Source organism: Methylobacterium variabile, from assembly GCF_001043975.1.
In the GTDB taxonomy this organism is placed as follows: domain Bacteria; phylum Pseudomonadota; class Alphaproteobacteria; order Rhizobiales; family Beijerinckiaceae; genus Methylobacterium; species Methylobacterium variabile.
In genome coordinates this window covers 1-17,850 of the sequence record NZ_LABY01000227.1, presented here as the reverse complement: position 1 = coordinate 17,850, position 17,850 = coordinate 1, and the positions used below count along the sequence as shown (strand labels likewise).

Below are 17,850 nucleotides of genomic sequence, written 5' to 3'. Positions count from 1 at the left end.
TTCGCCAGCCTATGCTCTGTTGTTCACCCGTACGGGCGTTGAGGCTGGCTTTTCCTCCCGAGACTCGGACCTTGCGCGGCGCCGTTCGGCCTGCCTGCGCATCATCGCGATGCCGCTTATAGGAATAAGAGTTCGCATTGTCACCTGGCTTCGAGCAGGTTGATGCGTTTTTTTGCATGGCCGGCGCATTTTTCTCCCCTGACCCGCATCGGGCGCGCGGGAGGCGGCCCGCATCGCGCGCTCCGGCGGCGTTTCATGTTTTGCGAACGGGACCGGAAGCGTGCAAAAGGGCGATCCCGGGGATCAACCTCTCCCGGCGGGGCCTGCCCCTGCGAAGCCACTGCCTGCCACGCCAAGGTCCGACATGCGTCTCAGCCGCTACTTCCTGCCCATCCTGCGCGAGACGCCCAAGGAAGCCGAGATCGTCTCGCACCGGCTGATGCTGCGCGCCGGCATGATCCGCCAGGAGGCCGCCGGCATCTACGCCTGGTTGCCGCTCGGCCTGCGGGTGCTCAACCGGGTGGCCGACATCATCCGGGCCGAGCAGGACCGCTCCGGCGCGATCGAGCTCCTGATGCCGACGATCCAGTCCGCGGATCTCTGGCGCGAGTCCGGCCGCTACGACGCGTACGGCAAGGAGATGCTGCGCATCAAGGACCGGCACGAGCGCGACATGCTGTTCGGCCCGACCAACGAGGAGATGATCACGGCGATCTTCCGCTCGGCCGTGCGCTCCTACAAGGACCTGCCGAAGAACCTCTACCACATCCAGTGGAAGTTCCGCGACGAGGTGCGGCCCCGCTTCGGCACGATGCGGTCGCGCGAGTTCCTGATGAAGGACGCCTACTCCTTCGATCTCGACCAGGCCGGCGCACGGCACTCCTACAACAAGATGTTCGTGGCTTACCTGCGCACCTTCGCGCGGCTCGGCCTGAAGGCGATCCCGATGCGGGCCGAGACCGGGCCGATAGGCGGCGATCTCAGCCACGAGTTCATCATCCTGGCCCAGACCGGCGAGAGCGAGGTGTACTGCGACCGCGCCTATCTCGACTTCCCGGTGCCGGAGGCCGGCACCGACTTCGACGACGTCGCCGGGCTTCAGGCCACCGTCGACCACTGGACCTCGCGCTACGCCGCCACCTCGGAGATGCACGACGCCGCCGCCTTCGCGCAGGTGCCTGCGCCCGAGCAGATGGCCGCCCGCGGCATCGAGGTCGGCCACATCTTCTATTTCGGCACCAAGTACTCCGAGCCGATGGGCGCGAAGGTCACCGGGCCGGACGGGCAGGAGCGCCCGGTCCACATGGGCTCCTACGGCATCGGCCCGAGCCGGCTCGTCGCCGCCATCATCGAGGCGGGCCACGACGAGGCCGGCATCGTGTGGCCGGACGCGGTGGCGCCGTTCGACGTCGCGCTCCTCAACCTGAAGGTCGGGGATGCGGCCACCGATGCCGCCTGCGCCAAGCTCCAGGGCGAGCTCGAGGCCGCCGGCCTCACCGTGCTCTACGACGACCGCGACGAACGCCCGGGCGGAAAGTTCGCCACCGCCGACCTGATCGGCCTGCCCTGGCAGGTCATCGTCGGGCCGAAGGGCCTGGCCGAGGGCAAGGTCGAGGTGAAGCGCCGGGCCACCGGCGCCCGCGAGACCATCGCCCCCGAGGCGGTGCCGGCGTTCCTGCGCCAGAACCGGACCGCCTGAGCCGATGGCCCTCGCGGCGATCCGCGAGCGCCTGCCGAAATTCGGCGGGCGCAGCCAGGGCGGGGGCGGCACCCTGCCGTTCGCGCCTTTCGAATGGACGATCGCCGGGCGCTACCTGCGCACCCGGCGCAAGGAGGGGTTCGTCTCGGTCATCGCCCTGTTCTCGTTCCTCGGGATCATGCTGGGCGTTGCCACCCTCATCATCGTGCTCTCGGTGATGAACGGGTTCCGCAAGGAGCTGCTCAGCAAGATCGTCGGCATCAACGGCCACATCTTCGTCGCGCCGATCGACCGGCCGCTGACCGACTTCGCCGACTTGTCGGACCGGCTCGGCAAGGTCGCGGGCGTCCACCTCGCCCTGCCGATGGTCGAGGGCCAGGCCTTCGCCTCGTCGCAGTTCGGCGGCTCCGGCGTGCTGGTGCGCGGCGTGCGGGCCGAGGACCTGAAGCGGATCCCGTCGGTTGCCGGCACCATCCGGGGCGGGACGCTGGAGAACTTCGACACCGGCGGCGGCGTCGCCATCGGCAAGCGGCTCGCTGAATCCCTCGGGCTGCAGGCCGGCGACACCATCACGCTGGCGACCCCGAAGGGAGCGACCACGCCGTTCGGCACCGCGCCACGGATCAAAGGCTACAACGTCGCGGCGGTGTTCGAGGTCGGCATGTCCGAGTTCGACGGCACCTTCGTCTACATGCCGCTCACCGAGGCTCAAGGCTTCTTCAACCGCGACGGCGACGTCTCGGTGATCGAGATCTTCCTCGACAACGCCGACGCGGTCGGGGAGGCGCGGGGCGAGCTCGAGCTGGCCGCCGAGCGCCCGGTGCTGATCACTGACTGGCGTCAGCGCAACCGGACCTTCTTCTCCGCCCTCGAGGTGGAGCGCAACGTGATGTTCATCATCCTCACGCTGATCGTGCTGGTGGCGGCGCTCAACATCGTCTCCGGCCTGATCATGCTGGTGAAGGACAAGTCGAGCGACATCGCGATCCTGCGCACCATGGGGGCGACCCGCGGGGCGATCATGCGGGTCTTCCTCATCACCGGCGCCTCGATCGGCATCCTCGGCACGCTCGCCGGCTTCGTCCTCGGGCTCGTGTTCTCGGCCAACATCACCGCGATCCAGCGCACGCTGTTTCCCGGTGCCTGGGACCCGACCGTGCGGTTCCTGTCGGAGATCCCGTCCGAGACCAATGCCGGCGAGGTGGTCGCGGTGGTGGCGATGTCGATGGTGCTGTCGCTGCTGGCCACGCTGTACCCGTCCTGGCGCGCCGCCCGGCTCGACCCGGTGCAGGCCCTGCGCTACGGCTGATCCCTGTCCCGGCCGGGTCTCTCCCGCCCGGCCCCGTATCCGAGTACCGTCAGGATGCCGCTGCCCGTTCCCCATTTCCGCCCCGCTCCCCGCCCCGCGGCGACGGGCGCCTGACGCCCATGGATGCATCGCCGCAGCAGCCGGTCCCGGCGCTCTTCCTGTCCCAGGTCGAGCGCCGCTACACCCAGGGCACCGGCCACCTCGAGATCCTGCGCGGGGCCGATCTGGCGATCTGGCCCGGCGAGATCGTGGCGCTCGTGGCGCCCTCCGGCACCGGCAAGTCGACCCTGCTCCACGTCGCCGGCCTTCTCGAGCGGCCCGACGGCGGCGAGGTCTATATCGGCGGCCAGCCGAGCGCCCGGATGGACGACGCCGCCCGCACCCGGATGCGGCGCGAGGAGATGGGCTTCGTCTACCAGTCGCACCACCTGCTCCCCGAGTTCTCGGCCCTCGAGAACGTGGTGCTGCCCCAGCTCATCCGCGGCCTCTCCGCCCGGGAGGCGCGCTCCCGCGCCGCCGAGCTGCTGGCCTTCCTCGGCCTCAAGGAGCGGCTCGCCCACCGGCCGGCGGAGCTGTCGGGCGGCGAGCAGCAGCGCGTCGCCATCGCCCGGGCGCTCGCCAACGGCCCGCGGCTGCTGCTGGCCGACGAGCCGACCGGCAACCTCGACCCGCAGACCGCGGGGCACGTCTTCGCGATCCTGGTGTCGCTGGTGCGGGCGTCGGGCGTCGCGGCCCTGATCGCGACCCACAACCTCGAGCTTGCCGCCCGCATGGACCGCCGGGTGACGATCCAGGACGGGCTGATCGTCCAGCTCGCCTGACGGAACCGCGGCGGGTGCGGCGCGTCAACGCGGTGCGGCCACGCTCGGCCGCGCCGAAGGCCGCCACCATGACGATCACCATCGCCAACCTGCAACCGATCATCGCCATCGTGGCGGGCGTGCTGATCCTGATCGCGCCGCGGCTCCTCAACTACATCGTGGCGATCTACCTCATCCTCGCCGGATTGTTCGGGCTCGGCCTCCTGCGCTGAGTCCGGCCAAGAGCCAGACCAAGAGTCATGGACGGCGTTGCCGTTCAGCTTGCGTTGGGGTCGCGAATGGTCCAACCCGGCGGAGCGTCAGGCGGCAGCCGCTACGAACGGACGAGAGACATGGCCGGAAGTGAGATGGCGAAGTGGGTCTACACCTTCGGCGACGGCAAGGCCGAGGGGAAATCTTCGATGCGCGACCTGCTCGGGGGCAAGGGCGCGAACCTCGCGGAGATGTCGAATCTCGGACTCCCGGTGCCGCCGGGCTTCACCATCACGACCGAGGTCTGCACCTACTACTACGATCATGGCCGCCAGTACCCGCCGGAGCTCGAGGGTGAGGTCGCGGCGGCGCTCGAGGCGGTCGGCGGTCTGACCGGGCGTCGCTTCGGCGATTCCGAGGCGCCGCTCCTCGTCTCGGTGCGCTCCGGCGCCCGGGCCTCGATGCCCGGCATGATGGACACGGTGCTCAATCTCGGCCTCAACGACACGACCGTCGAGGCCCTGGCCCGCGGCGCCGGCGACGAGCGCTTCGCCTACGACAGCTACCGCCGCTTCATCACCATGTACTCGAACGTGGTGCTCGGCGTGGAGCACCACTCCTTCGAGGAGGTGCTGGAGCGCTACAAGGACGAGAAGGGCCTCACCCTCGACACCGAGCTGGGTGCGGCCGACTGGAAGCACCTGATCGGCGAGTACAAGGCGCTGGTGAAGCGCGAGCTCGGCCAGGACTTCCCGCAGGATCCGCAGGCCCAGCTCTGGGGCGCGATCGGTGCGGTGTTCGGCTCGTGGATGAACCCGCGCGCCAACAAGTACCGCGAGCTGCACGCGATCCCGGCGAGCTGGGGCACCGCGGTCAACGTCCAGGCCATGGTGTTCGGCAACATGGGCGAGACCTCGGCCACCGGCGTCGCCTTCACCCGCAACCCCTCCACCGGCGAGAAGGCGCTCTACGGCGAGTTCCTGATCAACGCGCAAGGGGAGGACGTGGTGGCGGGCATCCGCACACCGCAGGACATCACCGAGGCCGCCCGCCGCGAATCCGGCTCCGACAAGCCCTCGATGGAGCGGGCGATGCCGGAGGCCTACGCCGAGCTCGTGCGCATCTACGGGATGCTCGAGAACCACTACCGCGACATGCAGGACCTGGAATTCACGGTCGAGACCGGGAAGCTCTGGATGCTGCAGACCCGCAACGGTAAGCGCACGGCGAAGGCCGCCTTGCGCATCGCCGTCGAGCTCGCGGCGGAAGGCCTCATCACCCATGAGGAGGCGGTCGGCCGCGTCGAGCCCGCCTCCCTCGACCAGCTGCTCCACCCGACCATCGACCCGAAGGCCGAGCGCAAGGTGATTGCCTCGGGCCTGCCGGCCTCGCCGGGCGCGGCGTCCGGCGAGATCGTGTTCAACTCCGAGGAGGCCGAGGCCGCCAAGAAGGCCGAGCGCAAGGTCATCCTGGTCCGCATCGAAACCTCGCCGGAGGACATCCACGGCATGCACGCCGCGGAAGGCATCCTGACGACGCGTGGCGGCATGACCTCGCACGCGGCGGTGGTCGCCCGCGGCATGGGCAAACCCTGCGTCTCCGGTGCCGGCCAGATCCGGGTGGATTATGCCGCCCGCACCCTGTCGGTCGGCGGCGTCACGCTCAAGGCCGGCGACCGCATCACCATCGACGGCTCGAACGGCCAGGTGATGCAGGGCGCGGTCGAGATGATCGAGCCCGAGCTGTCGGGCGACTTCGCGGCGCTCATGGAGTGGGCTGACGCGGTGCGCACCATGAAGGTCCGCACCAACGCCGAGACGCCGCTCGACGCCCGCACCGCGCGCAAGTACGGCGCCGAGGGCATCGGCCTGTGCCGCACCGAGCACATGTTCTTCCAGGAGGAGCGCATCGTGGCGATGCGCGAGATGATCCTGGCGGACGATTCCGAGGGCCGCCGCGCGGCCCTGGCGAAGCTCCTGCCGTACCAGCGCCAGGACTTCGTCGAGCTGTTCACGATCATGTCGGGCCTGCCGGTGACGATCCGGCTGCTCGATCCGCCGCTGCACGAGTTCCTGCCGCATTCCGACAGGGAGATCGGCGAGGTCGCCGCCGCCACCGGCGTCCAGGAGGACAAGGTGCGGCGCCGGATGAACGAGCTGCACGAGTTCAACCCGATGCTCGGCTTTCGCGGCTGCCGGCTGGCGATCCTCTACCCGGAGATCGCCGAGATGCAGGCCCGGGCGATCTTCGAGGCCGCCGTCGAGGCCGCCAAGCAGACCGGCACGCCGATCATCGCCGAGGTGATGGTGCCGCTGGTCTTCACCCGCACCGAGTTCGACCTGGTGAAGGCCCGCATCGACGCCATGGCGAAGGCCGTGGCCTCCGAGACCGGCCAGGCGGTCGAGTACCAGGTCGGCACGATGATCGAGCTGCCGCGCGCGGCGCTCCGGGCCGGCGACATCGCCCAGACGGCGGAGTTCTTCTCCTTCGGCACCAACGACCTGACCCAGACGACGCTCGGCATCAGCCGCGACGATGCCGGCCGGTTCCTTGGGCCCTACACGCAGCGCGGCATCCTGGCCTCGGACCCGTTCGTGTCGATCGACCAGGAGGGCGTCGGCGAGCTGGTGCGGCTCGCCGCCGAGCGCGGCCGGGCGGTTCGGGACAAGCTGAAGCTCGGCATCTGCGGCGAGCACGGCGGCGACCCGGCCTCGATTGCCTTCTGCCAGGAGACCGGCCTCGACTACGTCTCTTGCTCGCCGTTCCGCGTGCCGATCGCGCGGCTGGCGGCGGCGCAGGCGGCGCTCAAGGTGAAGGGCCGCGGCGAGGCGTGAGCCCCTGGCGACGCCGATCCCGTCGGGTTGCGCCGGGTCGCGCGCGGTCTCCTCTCCCCGCGGGCGGGGAGAGGGTTTCGCCCCTTCGTCGGGGGCGAGACAAGGCGGTAGCCGAGGGTTGAGGGGGAGTGCCGGACGGAGCTTATCCGGAGACACTCCCTCATGCTCGCGGCGAACCTGCGGTTCGCTGCGGGCTCCTTGAGCCCCTTGGGGCTCAGGCCTTTCCCCGCCCGTGGGGAGAGGGAAACCCGCCCCGAGTGAGGAGTCCATGCGCGACCCGCAGCCCGCCGGCGGTCCGAATCCGGAGGCAAGCGCCCGCCTGTGGCGCGGCTCGACCGCGCAGCGCCTGCGCCTCGTCTCGGGCCTCGTCCTGTTCGCCTTTGCGGCGACGCATTTCGCCAACCACGCGCTGGGCCTCGTCGGCCTCGAGACGATGGTGGACGTGGCCCGATGGCGGACCGCTGTCACCCGCTCGATCCCCGGCAGCCTGATCCTCGGCCTCAGCCTCCTGATCCACGTCGCCTTCGCCCTGGTGCGGCTCGCCGAGCACCGGACCCTGCGGATGCCGCCCTGGGAGGCGGCCCAGACGCTGCTCGGCTTCGCGATCCCGTTCCTGCTCGTGCCGCACGTCCTGGCGACCCGGGTCACCAACCTCGTCGACGGCACGCGCACCAACTACCCCTACGTCATCGTTCACGTCTGGCCCGACGGCATGGGCTACCAGACCGCCCTGATGCTCGTGGTCTGGTTGCACGGCTGCCTCGGCCTGCACGCCTGGCTGCGGCTGTCGCCGCTCTACCGGAGGATGGCGCCGCTCCTCGCCGTGCCCGCCGTCGGCCTGCCGGCGGCGGCGTTCGCCGGCATCGTCACCCAGGCGCGGATCATGGAGCGCGACCTCGTGCTGGCGCGCCGCTTCGACGCCCCCGACCTCGACGCCCGCTGGCAGGTGCCGCCCCTCGACCAGGCGGTCCTCGGCTGGGGCGACACGGTGACGGGCGTGATCTACGCCGCGACCGCCCTCGCGCTCGGCGTCGTGCTGATGCGCGCGGCGGCGACCCTGCGGGCGCGGCGCTTCGGCGTCACCTACGTCGGTGGGCCGACGGTGCGCAGCCTCGAGGGACCGACGCTCCTCGAGATCAGCCGGGCGAACCGGGTGCCGCACGTCTCGGTCTGCGGCGGGCGCGGGCGCTGCTCGACCTGCCGGGTGCTGGTGGTGAGCGGCGAGGAGAATTTGTCGGCCGCGGGCCCCCAGGAGGCGGCGGCCCTGCGGGCGATCGGCGCGCCGGCCAACGTGCGCCTCGCCTGCCAGGCGAGACCGCGCGGCGACGTGGCGCTGGTCCGCATCCTCGACCCGCGCCGGCCCGAGACCACGGACAGCCACCTTACCAGCACCGATGTCGCCGGGACCGAGCGCGAGGTGGCGATCCTGTTCATCGACATCCGCGGCTTCACGCCGCTCTCCGAGCGCAAGCTGCCCTTCGACGTCGTGTTCATCCTCAACCGCTTCTTCGAGGCGGTGGGGCGGGAGATCGAGGCGGCGGGGGGCTGGATCGGCGGCTACGCGGGCGACGGGCTCCTCGCCCTCTTCACGCACCCGGACGGGATCGGCGCCGCCTGCCGCTCGGCCTTCACCGCCGCCGGAAGGGTCGACGTGGCTGTGGCCGAGCTCAACCGCCAGCTCGCCGCGGAACTGCCGGCGGCGCTCCGGATGGCGATGGGCCTGCATGCCGGTCCCCTGGTGCTCGGCCGCCTCGGCTACGGCGCGAGCCGGGGCATGTCGGTGATCGGCCCGGCCGTGAACCTGGCGAGCCGGCTCGAATCCCTCGCAAAGGCCGCCGACGTGCAGCTCGTCGCCTCGGCCGAGGCGGCGGGACGGGCGGGGATAGCGCTCGACGGCCTGCGCGTCGAGACCGTGGCGGTGCGCGGCGTCACCGCGCCGCTGCCGGTGATCTACGCCGAGCGGGCCCGCGACCTCGCCGGCGCGCTCTCCGCCGCCACGCAGGCCGGCGCAGCGTGAGGCCCTGCCGCGCGGGGCCCTGGTGCGCTCGCGCACCCGCTTAACCAACGCTCAACCATACCCCGCGACACTTCCGGTCACGGTGTCGGTCCCGCGCGGGCCGGGCAGGCGCGTGCGGAGTGAGGGCGGGACTTGATCAGGCGGAACTTGCTCAGGCGGGACTTGCGCAGGCGTCAGGCGCGACGGACGCAGGGGATGCGCTGGCTCGGCGCTGCCGCTGCGCCCTGGGCCGTCGGCCTGGGCGTCCTGGTCTCGTTCACCGCCTCGGCAGGCTACGAGACCTCCCTCGGCTCGAGCGTCGTCGCGCGGCTCGTGCCCCGCGGGATGCCGTCCCTGCCGGAGCGCGGCCTCATCACCCAGGTGAACCTGAATTCGCTCGGCCTGAACGGGGTGAGCCTGAGCGGAAGCGCGCGCCGCGACCTCGCCCTCGACGCCGAGCCGCTGCGCCCGGACCTGAAAGCGGATGCCCGCACCCGGCCGCTGGCGCAGCGTGCCCACAAGGCCGATGCCCTGGTTCCGGCCCGGGTCGGCGGCGCGTCCCGCGGCGTCGCTCTGAACGCGGGCTGGCTCGGCAGCAGCGGCCCGAGCGTCGCCTCGACCTTCACCCCCGGTGCCGCGACCTGGAACCCGGAGCTCGAGCCGCAGGAGGGCTTCGTGCCCTTCGCGGAGACCGGCGGAGAGGCGGGGGCCAGCTCGCCGGCCGCCGGCGCCTCCGCGCCGACCCGCGGGGCGACGGCCGGCGGCCAGACCGCCATCCGGGCCCGCGACGCCGCTCGGGACGCCGGAGGCGCGGACCCGGACGGTCGCACCCCGGCGGTGCCTCGGGCGGTCGCCCTGTCCTCCACCACGCCGGCCCCCGCCGATGCGACGCCGGTCGAGATCGCCGCTGGTGGCCAGATCTCGCCCCGCCTCGACCGCGATGCCCGCACCGGCGTCACCACCGCCGCCCGCATCGCCCCCGAGGCGCTGCCGAGCGAGGATGCCCGCCGCCGCTACGCCGACCTGATCACTCCGGAGAATGCCGAGAAGGAGCAGCGCTGCCTGGCGGAGGCCGTGTATTTCGAGGCGCGGGGCGAGCCCGAGCAGGGCCAGGCCGCGGTGGCCCAGGTGGTGCTCAACCGCGCCAAGAGCGGCCTCTACCCGGCCAATATCTGCGGCGTCGTCTACCAGAACCGCCACCGCTACATGGGCTGCCAGTTCTCCTTCGCCTGCGAGGGCAAGTCGCTGCGGATCACCGACGACGCCTCCTGGCAGACTGCGACCCGCATCGCCCACGCGGTGGTCGAGGGCCGCACCTACCTGGCCGATGTCGGCGGGGCGACCCATTATCACGCCGACTACGTCAAGCCGCGCTGGTCCCGCCGCCTGCGCAAGATGGACGTGATCGGCCGCCACATCTTCTACCAGCTGCGGCCGGGCCAGACCTGAGCGGCGCCCGCCACGCTACCAGGACGACAGGGCGGCGCGCTTCCAGGTCTTCGTCGCGACGCAGAAGGAGACGAGGCCGCCGTCGTTCGCCCGATCGTTCGCCGTGCAGGCCGACGCCGAGGCAGGTGTCGGCAGCACGGTCGCGCCGTCGCTCCTGAGCAGAACGGAACAGATCGGGGCCACGGCGGAGGTCTGGCCGGCAGCGCGCGGGGCGCCGTTGATCCACGCGACGGCCTTGAGCCTGTTCTGGCGCCGGCCGCGGATGGTGGTGAAACCAAAGTGAAGACAGATCGGTCGTCATGGCGCCGGAGAGGCGAAGGGCGCCCGCCATCCACCGCCGATCTCGTCCACATGGTTTACACTAAATACAGAGGCTCGCGAAAATCCAACTGTTCCGCAGTCCCTCACCTGGATCGATTCCCAGGCTTGCCCGATCCCCTCCGCAATTCACCGAAATACGTAGTAAATCCCGAGGGCAATTTTACCCTCTTGAGGCTTTCGGCTTGCCTCGGGGACGCCTGAGCGGTTTCTCTCTCGGGCAAGCGTGGCGCTGGCGAGTGCCGCGCGGACCCATCCCCGCCAGTCCCTGAGGAAGACCGATCATGACCGCCCGGGTCACCCGTGCCACCGCCGCGACCGCCCTCGCGGCGGGCCTGCTCTTCGCCGCCCCGGCCGTCGCCGGCGGCTACGGCTGCACCACCGATTGCTACCGCCGCGTCTCCACACCGCCGGTCTACGGCACGGTGTCCGAGCAGGTGATGGTGCGCCCGCCGCGGACGGTCAATCACGTCGTGCCGCCGGTCTACGACACCGTCTCCGAGCAGGTGCTGGTCTCGCCCGCGCGCCGCGTCTGGCAGACCTCCGTCGACGCCTACGGCCAGACCGTCGGCTGCTGGGTCACGATCCCGGCGCGCTACGCCACCCAGACGCGCCAGGTGCTGGTGCGCCCGGCCCAGGTCGTGCCGCAGGTGATCCCGCCGGCCTACGCCTCCTATCAGCGCCGCGTCCTGGTCGAGCCCGCCCGCTCCGGCTGGGTGCCGGCGGGCGGCCACGGCGGCTACGGCCCCGGCCCGGCCGGGCCGGGCGGAATCGTCGGGGCGGGCCTCGGCCTCGCGGGCGCCGGGATCGGCCTCGGCGCCGCGGCGGTCGGCGCCGGGACCGGCGTCGTGTTCGGCGGCGGCAGCATCTACGACGGCTACTGAGCCGGGTGCGGGCGGCCCGGCCTCGCCCGGGCCGCCTTGCCGCGCGACGGCTCCCGCTCCACAACCCCGTCAGGCGAACGCGGCCGGAACGCCGCGCGGCAGGGAGGCGGAGCGTGGGCACCTTCAAGGCGGTGGTGATCGAGAAGGGCGACGGCGGGCAGAGCGTCGCGCTCAAGGATTTCGACGAGTCCGGGCTGATGGACGGCGACGTCACCGTCCGGGTCACCCACTCCACCCTCAACTACAAGGACGGTCTCGCGCTCACCGGCAAGGCGCCGGTGGTGCGGCGCTGGCCGATGATCCCGGGAATCGACTTCGCCGGCGTGGTCGAGGCCTCGTCGCACCCGGACTGGAAGCCCGGCGATTCCGTGGTGCTGAACGGCTGGGGCACCGGCGAGACCCATCTCGGCGCCTATGCCGAGAAGGCGCGGGTGAAGGGCGACTGGCTGGTGGCGCTGCCGGCGAACCTGACGCCGGAGCAGGCCATGGCGGTCGGCACCGCCGGCTACACCGCGATGCTGGCCCTGCTGGCGCTGGAGCGCCACGGGCTCAGCCCCGCCGCCGGGCCGGCCCTGGTGACCGGCGCAGCCGGCGGCGTCGGCTCGGTGGCGGTGGCGCTCCTCGCGCGAGCCGGCTGGCACGTCATCGCCTCGACCGGTCGTGCCGACGAGGAGGCGGAGTACCTGCGCGGCCTCGGCGCTGCCGAGATCATCGATCGCCGGGAGCTGGGTGCGCCCGGCAAGCCCCTCGGCAAGGAGCGCTGGGCCGCGACGATCGACGCGGTCGGCTCCACGACCCTGGCCAACGCCCTCGCGATGACCCGCTACGGCGGCGCCGTGGCGGCCTGCGGTCTCGCCGGCGGCATGGACCTCCCGGCCTCCGTGGCGCCGTTCATCCTGCGCGGGGTCGCGCTCTTCGGCATCGACAGCGTGATGGCGCCGCTGCCCCTGCGCCGCGAGGCCTGGTCCCGGATCGCCCGCGACCTCGACCCCGCCGCGCTCTCGGTGATGACCACCACGGTGCCCCTCGACCAGGTGATCGACCGCGGCCCGGAGATCCTCGCCGGGCGCACCCGCGGGCGTGTGGTCGTGACGATCGCATAGGGCGGCCGTGACGACCGTGTGATCGCGATCGCGGGGACCCGCGTCGGTGCGGCGCGGAACCTTGGCGGAGGTCCGCGCATTGCCTGTTTCATGAGCATCGCCTTCGTTCGCGAGCGGGAGGGTGGGGAGGCCTTCGAGGATCTTCCCGACCGTCCCGTCTCCCCGCACCCGAACTTCGTCACGCCGGAGGGGCTCGCCCTGATCGACGCGGAGCTGGACCGGCTGCACGCCGAGCATGCCGGCCTGTCCCCTGACGGCAAGGCGGATCTCGCCCGGGTGAACCGCGACCTGCGGTACTGGACCGCCCGGCGCAACTCTGCCCAGGTGGTCGAGCCGACCCCCGGCGACGCGGTGCATTTCGGCTCGACCGTCACCATCACCCGCGACGACGGCGCCGAGCAGACCTTCCGGATCGTCGGGGAGGACGAGGCCGATCCGGCCAAGGGCACCCTCGCCTACGTGGCGCCCCTCGCCCGCGCCCTGACCGGCAAGCAGGCGGGGGAGACCGTCACGGTGGCCGGTCACGAGATCGAGATCATCTCCGTCCGCTGATCCGGAATCCGACCCTCGATCAGGTCGCGCTCGCGGGCGATCGCGTCGCCCACGAAGTCGAGAAAGGCCCGCACCCGGGCGGCCCGGCGCAGGTCCGGGTGGGTGAGGAGCCAGAGCCCGGCGGCGAGTTCGGGCTCCGGCGGCCCGAGCCGCGCCAGGTTCGGGCGCCGGTCGCCGATCACGCAGGGCAGGGGGCCGATGCCGATCCCGGCCTCCACCGCGTCCGCGAGACCCTGAACGGTGTCGAGGCGCAGGACGATGCGGTCCGCCTCCGTCCGCTCCTGCACGTACCGCGCCGCGGTCGCGGCTCCGAGACGCGGCGCCGGCGAGACCCAGCGCTGCTGCGCGAGCGGCACGGCCCGGTCGATGTCGACCCGGCCGTAGAGCGCCCACGCGATGGTGGCGAGGCGCCGGCCCACCAGGGTGTCGGGCGGATCGTTGGTGGCGCGCAGCGCCACGTCGGCGTCGCGCTTGGCGAGGTTGAGCGCCTGCTCCGACACCACCACGTCGAGGCGCACCTCCGGGCAGCGGGTGCAGAAGGCGGCGAGGATCGGGGTCAGCAGGCCGGTGAGGAGCGAGGCCGCGGTGGTGATGCGGAGCTCTCCGGCGGGGCTCAGGCCCTGGCCCTCGATCCGCCGGGTGAAGGCCAGCACGTCCTCCTCCATCCGGGCGGCGATCCGGGTCATCTCCTCCGCCGCCGGCGTCGGCACGTAGCCGGTGCGGTGGCGCTCGAACAACGGCGTGCGCAGGGCGGCCTCGATCTGGCCGAGGCGCCGGAAGGCGGTGGAGTGGTTGATGCCGAGCCGCTCGGCGGCCTGGGTCAGGCCGCGCTGGTCGCAGATGGCCTTCACCAGCCGGAAATCGTCCCAGGCGAGGGAGACGGTCACGCGATCGAACTCCTGACCTTGCGCACCTGCAAGCGCGAACTTGCGACATAGGCCATTTCACGCCGGCCCGCGATCCGCGATGGTCCGCGCCGGCAACCCACGGGAGATCACGCGATGGCGAAGGTTCTGGTGCTGTACTACTCGACCTACGGCCACATCGAGCAGATGGCCTATGCGGTGGCCGAGGGCGTCCGCGCGGCGGGGTCGGAGGCGGTGGTCAAGCGCGTGCCCGAGCTGGTGCCCGAGGAGATCGCCCGCAAGTCGCACTACAAGCTCGACCAGGCGGCGCCGATCGCCACCGTGGACGAGCTGCCGACCTACGACGCGATCATCTTCGGCACGCCGACCCGCTACGGCAACATGGCCTCGCAAATGAAGAACTTCATCGATCAGACCGGCGGCCTGTGGGCGAAGAGCGCCCTGGTCGGCAAGGTCGGCGCGGTCTTCACCTCGACGGCATCGCAGCATGGCGGCCAGGAATCGACCATCCTGAGCTTCCACACCGTGCTGCTGCATCAGGGCATGGTGGTGGTCGGCTTGCCCTACAGCTTCCAGGGCCAGCTCGGCACCACCGAGGTGATGGGCAACTCGCCGTACGGGGCCTCGACCATCGCGGGCGGCGACGGCAGCCGCCAGCCGAGCGAGATCGAGCTCGAGGGCGCCCGCTTCCAGGGCCGGCACGTCGCCGGCATCGCCGCGAAGCTCGCCGGGTAGGGTCCCAAAAGAATCCGCCAAGAGAATCCGCCCAAGAAAAAAGCCCGGACGGATCCGGGCCTCTGAGGCGGAAGGTCGATGGGGGCTTAGGTGACCTTCTAGGACCCATCAACGCGAATGCTGCCGGATCGGTTCCGGCGCTCCCGCGAAAAATTTTCGACACTCAGCGCGGCGCGGCGGCGCGGGCGAGGCGGTCGAGGATCGCCTCGCCGAGGCCGTGATCCGGGATCGGCGTCACCGCGATCGTCGCCGGGCCGGCCGCATCGAGCCGGCGCAGGTAGGCGAAGAGGTGGGTTGCCGCCTCGGCGAGGTCGCCGGCCGGGCTGAGGTTGAGGCACAGGGCCGCCTCATCGAGGCCGGCCGGCGCGTCGGGGCCGAACAGCAGAACGGCCTCCCCAGGCAGGACCCGCGTCGCACCGAGGCGCACGGCGGCCCGAGGGGCGTAGTGCGAGGCCAGCAGACCGGGAGAGACCGGCGCCGCCCCGGCCGGGCCCGCCGCGGCGAGCGGACGGGCCAGCACCGCCTCGATCTCCGCGCGGGAGACGCCGCCCGGCCGCAGCAGCACCGGCGGCCCGTCGAGGCAGGCGACGATGGTCGATTCGACCCCGACCGGGCACGGCCCGCCGTCGAGGACGGCGGCGATCCGCCCGTCGAGGTCGCCGAGCACGTGGTCGACGTCCGTCGGGCTCACCCGGCCCGAGCGGTTGGCGGAGGGCGCCGCCACCGGGCAGCCGGCGGCGGCCAGCACGTCCCGGGCGAGGCGGCTTCCCGGCACGCGGAGCGCGACGCTGCCCAAGTCCGCCCGGGCGAGGTCGCTGACGCGCCCGCCCTCCGCCACCGGCACCACCAGGGTGAGGGGACCGGGCCAGAACGCCTCCGCGAGGCGCGCGGCGTCCTCGCCGAACACGCCCTCGCGCCGCGCCGCCGCGAGGTCGGGCAGGTGGGCGATCAGCGGGTTGAACCGCGGCCGCTCCTTGGCAGCGTAGATCCCCGCCACCGCCGCTGGATTGCCCGCATCGGCGCCGAGGCCGTAGACGGTCTCGGTCGGGATCGCCACCAGGCGGCCCTCGCGCAAGAGGGCGCCGGCCTCGGCGATGCCCGGGGCGTCGGCCGCGAGGCGTCGGGTCGCTCCCGGCGGCATTGACCCGCGATCATCGTTCACGTCTAAACTGTCGGTCACCATGCCGCCGGCCGTAGCGTCGGCGGCGGCCGGACGTCAAATCCAAAGGGCGGCACCCGGGGCTCCGCGCGGCGGGCCAGGGCAGGCCGCCAGACCGCTCCCCGGGGAGGAGCCCTCGATGACCTATCGCGCGCCCGTGGCCGAGATGGCCTTCACCCTCCGGCACGTCGCCGGGCTCGACCGCGCCATCGCGGAGGGGCTGCACGGCGACCTCTCGGAGGATCTCGTCGACACGATCCTGGAGGAGGCCGGCCGCTTCGCGAACGACGTGGTGGCGCCCCTCAACCGGGTCGGCGACCGCCACGGCACCCCGCTCAAGGACGGCGTCGTGACCATGCCGCCGGGCTACCGCGAGGCCTACCGGGCCTGGACCGAGGGCGGCTGGAATGCCCTGCCGGGCCCGGTCGAGTACGGTGGCCAGGGCCTGCCGGTGCTGCTCAACGCCGCCTGCATCGAGATGTGGAACTCCGCCGCGATGGCGTTCGGCCTCGGGCCGCTCTTGACCGCCGGCGGCGTCGAGGCGCTGAGCCGCCACGGCAGCGAGGAGCTGCGCGCCCGCTACCTCGAGAAGCTGGTCTCCGGCGAGTGGACCGCCACCATGAACCTCACCGAGCCGCAGGCCGGCTCGGACCTCTCGGTGATGCGCACCCGGGCCGAGCCCGCCGGCGACGGCAGCTACCGGATCTCGGGCGAGAAGATCTACATCACCTGGGGCGAGCACGATCTCACCGACAACATCGTCCACCTGGTGCTGGCGCGCCTGCCCGACGCCCCGGCCGGCACCCGCGGCATCTCCCTGTTCCTGGTGCCGAAGGTGCTGCCGGACGGCTCGCGCAACGCGCTCGCCTGCGCCGGCATCGAGCACAAGCTCGGCATCCACGGCTCACCGACCTGCACCATGGTGTACGACGGCGCTACCGGCTGGCTCGTCGGCGAGCCGAACCGGGGGCTGGCCTGCATGTTCACGATGATGAACAACGCCCGCCTCGGCGTCGGCCTCCAGGGCGTCGCGATCGCCGAGCGGGCCTACCAGCAGGCCCTCGCTTACGCCCGCGACCGGCGCCAGGGCCGGGCCGCCTCGGCGACGGAGGGCGCGAGCGCGATCATCGAGCACCCCGACGTGCAGCGGATGCTGCTCACCATGAAGGCTCTGACGGCCGCCTCCCGGGGCATCTGCTACCTCACGGCGGAAGCCATCGACCGCGCCCACCGGGCCACGGACGAGGCCGGGCGCAAGGCCGCGCAGACCCGGGCCTCCCTGCTCACGCCGGTGGCCAAGGCCTTCTCGACCGATATCGGCATCGAGGTCGCGTCGCTGGGCATCCAGGTTCACGGCGGCATGGGCTTCGTCGAGGAGACCGGCGCCGCCCAGCACCTGCGCGACGCCCGCATCGCGGCGATCTACGAGGGCACCAACGGCATCCAGGCGATCGACCTCGTCACCCGCAAGCTGCCGCTCGAGGGCGGCGCGGTGGTGCGCGGGCAGATCGGCGCGATGCGCCTCGTCGTCGAGCGGGTGCTGAAGGAGGGCGGTCCCGCCTTCGGCCACACCGCCCCGCGCCTGCGCGAGACGATCGAATCCCTCGACCGGGCGACCGGCTACCTCCTGAAGGCTCTCGGCTCGAACCGGCCGGAGGAGGCGCTGGCCGGCGCGACCCCGTACCTGCGGCTGTTCGGCCTCGCCCAAGGCGGTGCCTGCCTGGCGCTGAGCGCCCTCGCGGCGAACGCCGCCACCAAGGCCGGCGACACCGACCCCGCCCACCCCGCCCGCATCGCGCTCGCCCGCTTCTTCGCCGAAAACCTCGCGACCGGGGCGCGGGGGCTGGCGGAGACGGTGACGGGCGGCGGCGGCTTCCTGCAGGATGGGGCGCTCGCGCTCGCGGGGTGAGGGGCGGACCGTCCGGGACGCGGA

General features: G+C 72.2%; 15 protein-coding genes. 12 read left to right on the top strand and 3 right to left on the bottom strand.

The features are described 5' to 3' along the window. Positions 1-364 precede the first annotated feature (364 nt). The 7 genes from proS (at position 365) to VQ02_RS28025 (ending at position 10,300) form a co-directional block, all read left to right on the top strand. Positions 365-1,699, top strand: a complete 1,335-nt coding sequence (gene proS, locus VQ02_RS28055; RefSeq protein ID WP_048447543.1) for a proline--tRNA ligase — start codon at positions 365-367, stop codon at positions 1,697-1,699. Between the two features lie 4 nt (positions 1,700-1,703). After that, complete coding sequence (locus tag VQ02_RS28050; protein WP_048447542.1) at positions 1,704-3,008, top strand: lipoprotein-releasing ABC transporter permease subunit; 1,305 nt, start codon at positions 1,704-1,706, stop codon at positions 3,006-3,008. Positions 3,009-3,127: 119 nt separating this feature from the next. Next, entirely contained in the window at positions 3,128-3,829 is a 702-nt protein-coding gene (locus VQ02_RS28045; protein ID WP_048447541.1) for an ABC transporter ATP-binding protein, read from the top strand. A gap of 68 nt (positions 3,830-3,897) precedes the next feature. Next, complete coding sequence (locus VQ02_RS28040; RefSeq protein WP_083469499.1) at positions 3,898-4,041, top strand: DUF3096 domain-containing protein; 144 nt, start codon at positions 3,898-3,900, stop codon at positions 4,039-4,041. Positions 4,042-4,176: 135 nt separating this feature from the next. After that, positions 4,177-6,855 carry a pyruvate, phosphate dikinase gene (gene ppdK / locus VQ02_RS28035; RefSeq protein ID WP_048447539.1) on the top strand — a complete coding sequence of 893 codons (2,679 nt, stop codon included), beginning with the start codon at positions 4,177-4,179 and terminating at the stop codon, positions 6,853-6,855. Positions 6,856-7,123: 268 nt separating this feature from the next. Continuing rightward, entirely contained in the window at positions 7,124-8,872 is a 1,749-nt protein-coding gene (locus tag VQ02_RS28030) for an adenylate/guanylate cyclase domain-containing protein (protein WP_048447538.1), read from the top strand. A 195-nt stretch (positions 8,873-9,067) separates the two neighbouring features. Further along, positions 9,068-10,300 (top strand): cell wall hydrolase, encoded by a 1,233-nt coding sequence (locus VQ02_RS28025; RefSeq protein ID WP_048447537.1) that lies wholly within the window; start codon positions 9,068-9,070, stop codon positions 10,298-10,300. Between the two features lie 15 nt (positions 10,301-10,315). On the opposite strand, the gene VQ02_RS39850 is transcribed toward VQ02_RS28025, so the two are convergent. Next, positions 10,316-10,438: a hypothetical protein gene (locus VQ02_RS39850; protein WP_280818971.1), complete on the bottom strand. Its 123-nt coding sequence runs from the start codon at positions 10,436-10,438 to the stop codon at positions 10,316-10,318. A gap of 464 nt (positions 10,439-10,902) precedes the next feature. On the opposite strand from VQ02_RS39850, the gene VQ02_RS28020 reads away from it, so the two are divergent. From VQ02_RS28020 to greA, 3 genes are all read left to right on the top strand, one after another. Next, complete coding sequence (locus VQ02_RS28020) at positions 10,903-11,502, top strand: hypothetical protein (RefSeq protein WP_048447536.1); 600 nt, start codon at positions 10,903-10,905, stop codon at positions 11,500-11,502. Between the two features lie 113 nt (positions 11,503-11,615). Then, positions 11,616-12,605 (top strand): acrylyl-CoA reductase (NADPH), encoded by a 990-nt coding sequence (gene acuI, locus VQ02_RS28015; RefSeq protein ID WP_048447535.1) that lies wholly within the window; start codon positions 11,616-11,618, stop codon positions 12,603-12,605. A gap of 90 nt (positions 12,606-12,695) precedes the next feature. Continuing rightward, a complete protein-coding gene (gene greA, locus VQ02_RS28010; RefSeq protein WP_048447534.1) occupies positions 12,696-13,157 on the top strand; it encodes a transcription elongation factor GreA in 462 nt (153 codons plus the stop codon). Here greA and VQ02_RS28005 read toward each other — a convergent pair. Further along, entirely contained in the window at positions 13,127-14,044 is a 918-nt protein-coding gene (locus VQ02_RS28005) for a LysR family transcriptional regulator (RefSeq protein WP_048447533.1), read from the bottom strand. The two genes, greA and VQ02_RS28005, sit on opposite strands and share 31 nt — an antisense overlap. 114 nt (positions 14,045-14,158) lie before the next feature. Between VQ02_RS28005 and wrbA the strand changes: the two genes are divergently transcribed. After that, positions 14,159-14,758: an NAD(P)H:quinone oxidoreductase gene (gene wrbA, locus VQ02_RS28000; RefSeq protein ID WP_048447532.1), complete on the top strand. Its 600-nt coding sequence runs from the start codon at positions 14,159-14,161 to the stop codon at positions 14,756-14,758. A 163-nt stretch (positions 14,759-14,921) separates the two neighbouring features. Here wrbA and VQ02_RS27995 read toward each other — a convergent pair whose 3' ends face one another. Continuing rightward, the gene (locus VQ02_RS27995) at positions 14,922-15,899 is read right to left on the bottom strand and encodes an L-threonylcarbamoyladenylate synthase (protein WP_048447531.1); all 978 of its coding nucleotides are present in this window, start codon (positions 15,897-15,899) and stop codon (positions 14,922-14,924) included. Between the two features lie 157 nt (positions 15,900-16,056). Here VQ02_RS27995 and VQ02_RS27990 point away from each other — a divergent pair, with 157 nt between their 5' ends. Further along, entirely contained in the window at positions 16,057-17,826 is a 1,770-nt protein-coding gene (locus tag VQ02_RS27990; protein WP_048447530.1) for an acyl-CoA dehydrogenase family protein, read from the top strand. The last annotated feature ends 24 nt before the right edge of the window (positions 17,827-17,850 follow it).

Coding starts and splice junctions, on each gene's coding strand:
- VQ02_RS28030 (WP_048447538.1), top strand. CDS start 7,124: ATGCGCGACCCGCAGCCCGCCGGCGGTCCGAATCCGGAGGCAAGCGCC.
- VQ02_RS28040 (WP_083469499.1), top strand. CDS start 3,898: ATGACGATCACCATCGCCAACCTGCAACCGATCATCGCCATCGTGGCG.
- VQ02_RS27990 (WP_048447530.1), top strand. CDS start 16,057: ATGACCTATCGCGCGCCCGTGGCCGAGATGGCCTTCACCCTCCGGCAC.
- VQ02_RS28045 (WP_048447541.1), top strand. CDS start 3,128: ATGGATGCATCGCCGCAGCAGCCGGTCCCGGCGCTCTTCCTGTCCCAG.
- VQ02_RS28050 (WP_048447542.1), top strand. CDS start 1,704: ATGGCCCTCGCGGCGATCCGCGAGCGCCTGCCGAAATTCGGCGGGCGC.
- proS (WP_048447543.1), top strand. CDS start 365: ATGCGTCTCAGCCGCTACTTCCTGCCCATCCTGCGCGAGACGCCCAAG.
- ppdK (WP_048447539.1), top strand. CDS start 4,177: ATGGCGAAGTGGGTCTACACCTTCGGCGACGGCAAGGCCGAGGGGAAA.
- greA (WP_048447534.1), top strand. CDS start 12,696: ATGAGCATCGCCTTCGTTCGCGAGCGGGAGGGTGGGGAGGCCTTCGAG.
- wrbA (WP_048447532.1), top strand. CDS start 14,159: ATGGCGAAGGTTCTGGTGCTGTACTACTCGACCTACGGCCACATCGAG.
- VQ02_RS27995 (WP_048447531.1), bottom strand. CDS start 15,899: ATGCCGCCGGGAGCGACCCGACGCCTCGCGGCCGACGCCCCGGGCATC.
- VQ02_RS28020 (WP_048447536.1), top strand. CDS start 10,903: ATGACCGCCCGGGTCACCCGTGCCACCGCCGCGACCGCCCTCGCGGCG.
- VQ02_RS28025 (WP_048447537.1), top strand. CDS start 9,068: ATGCGCTGGCTCGGCGCTGCCGCTGCGCCCTGGGCCGTCGGCCTGGGC.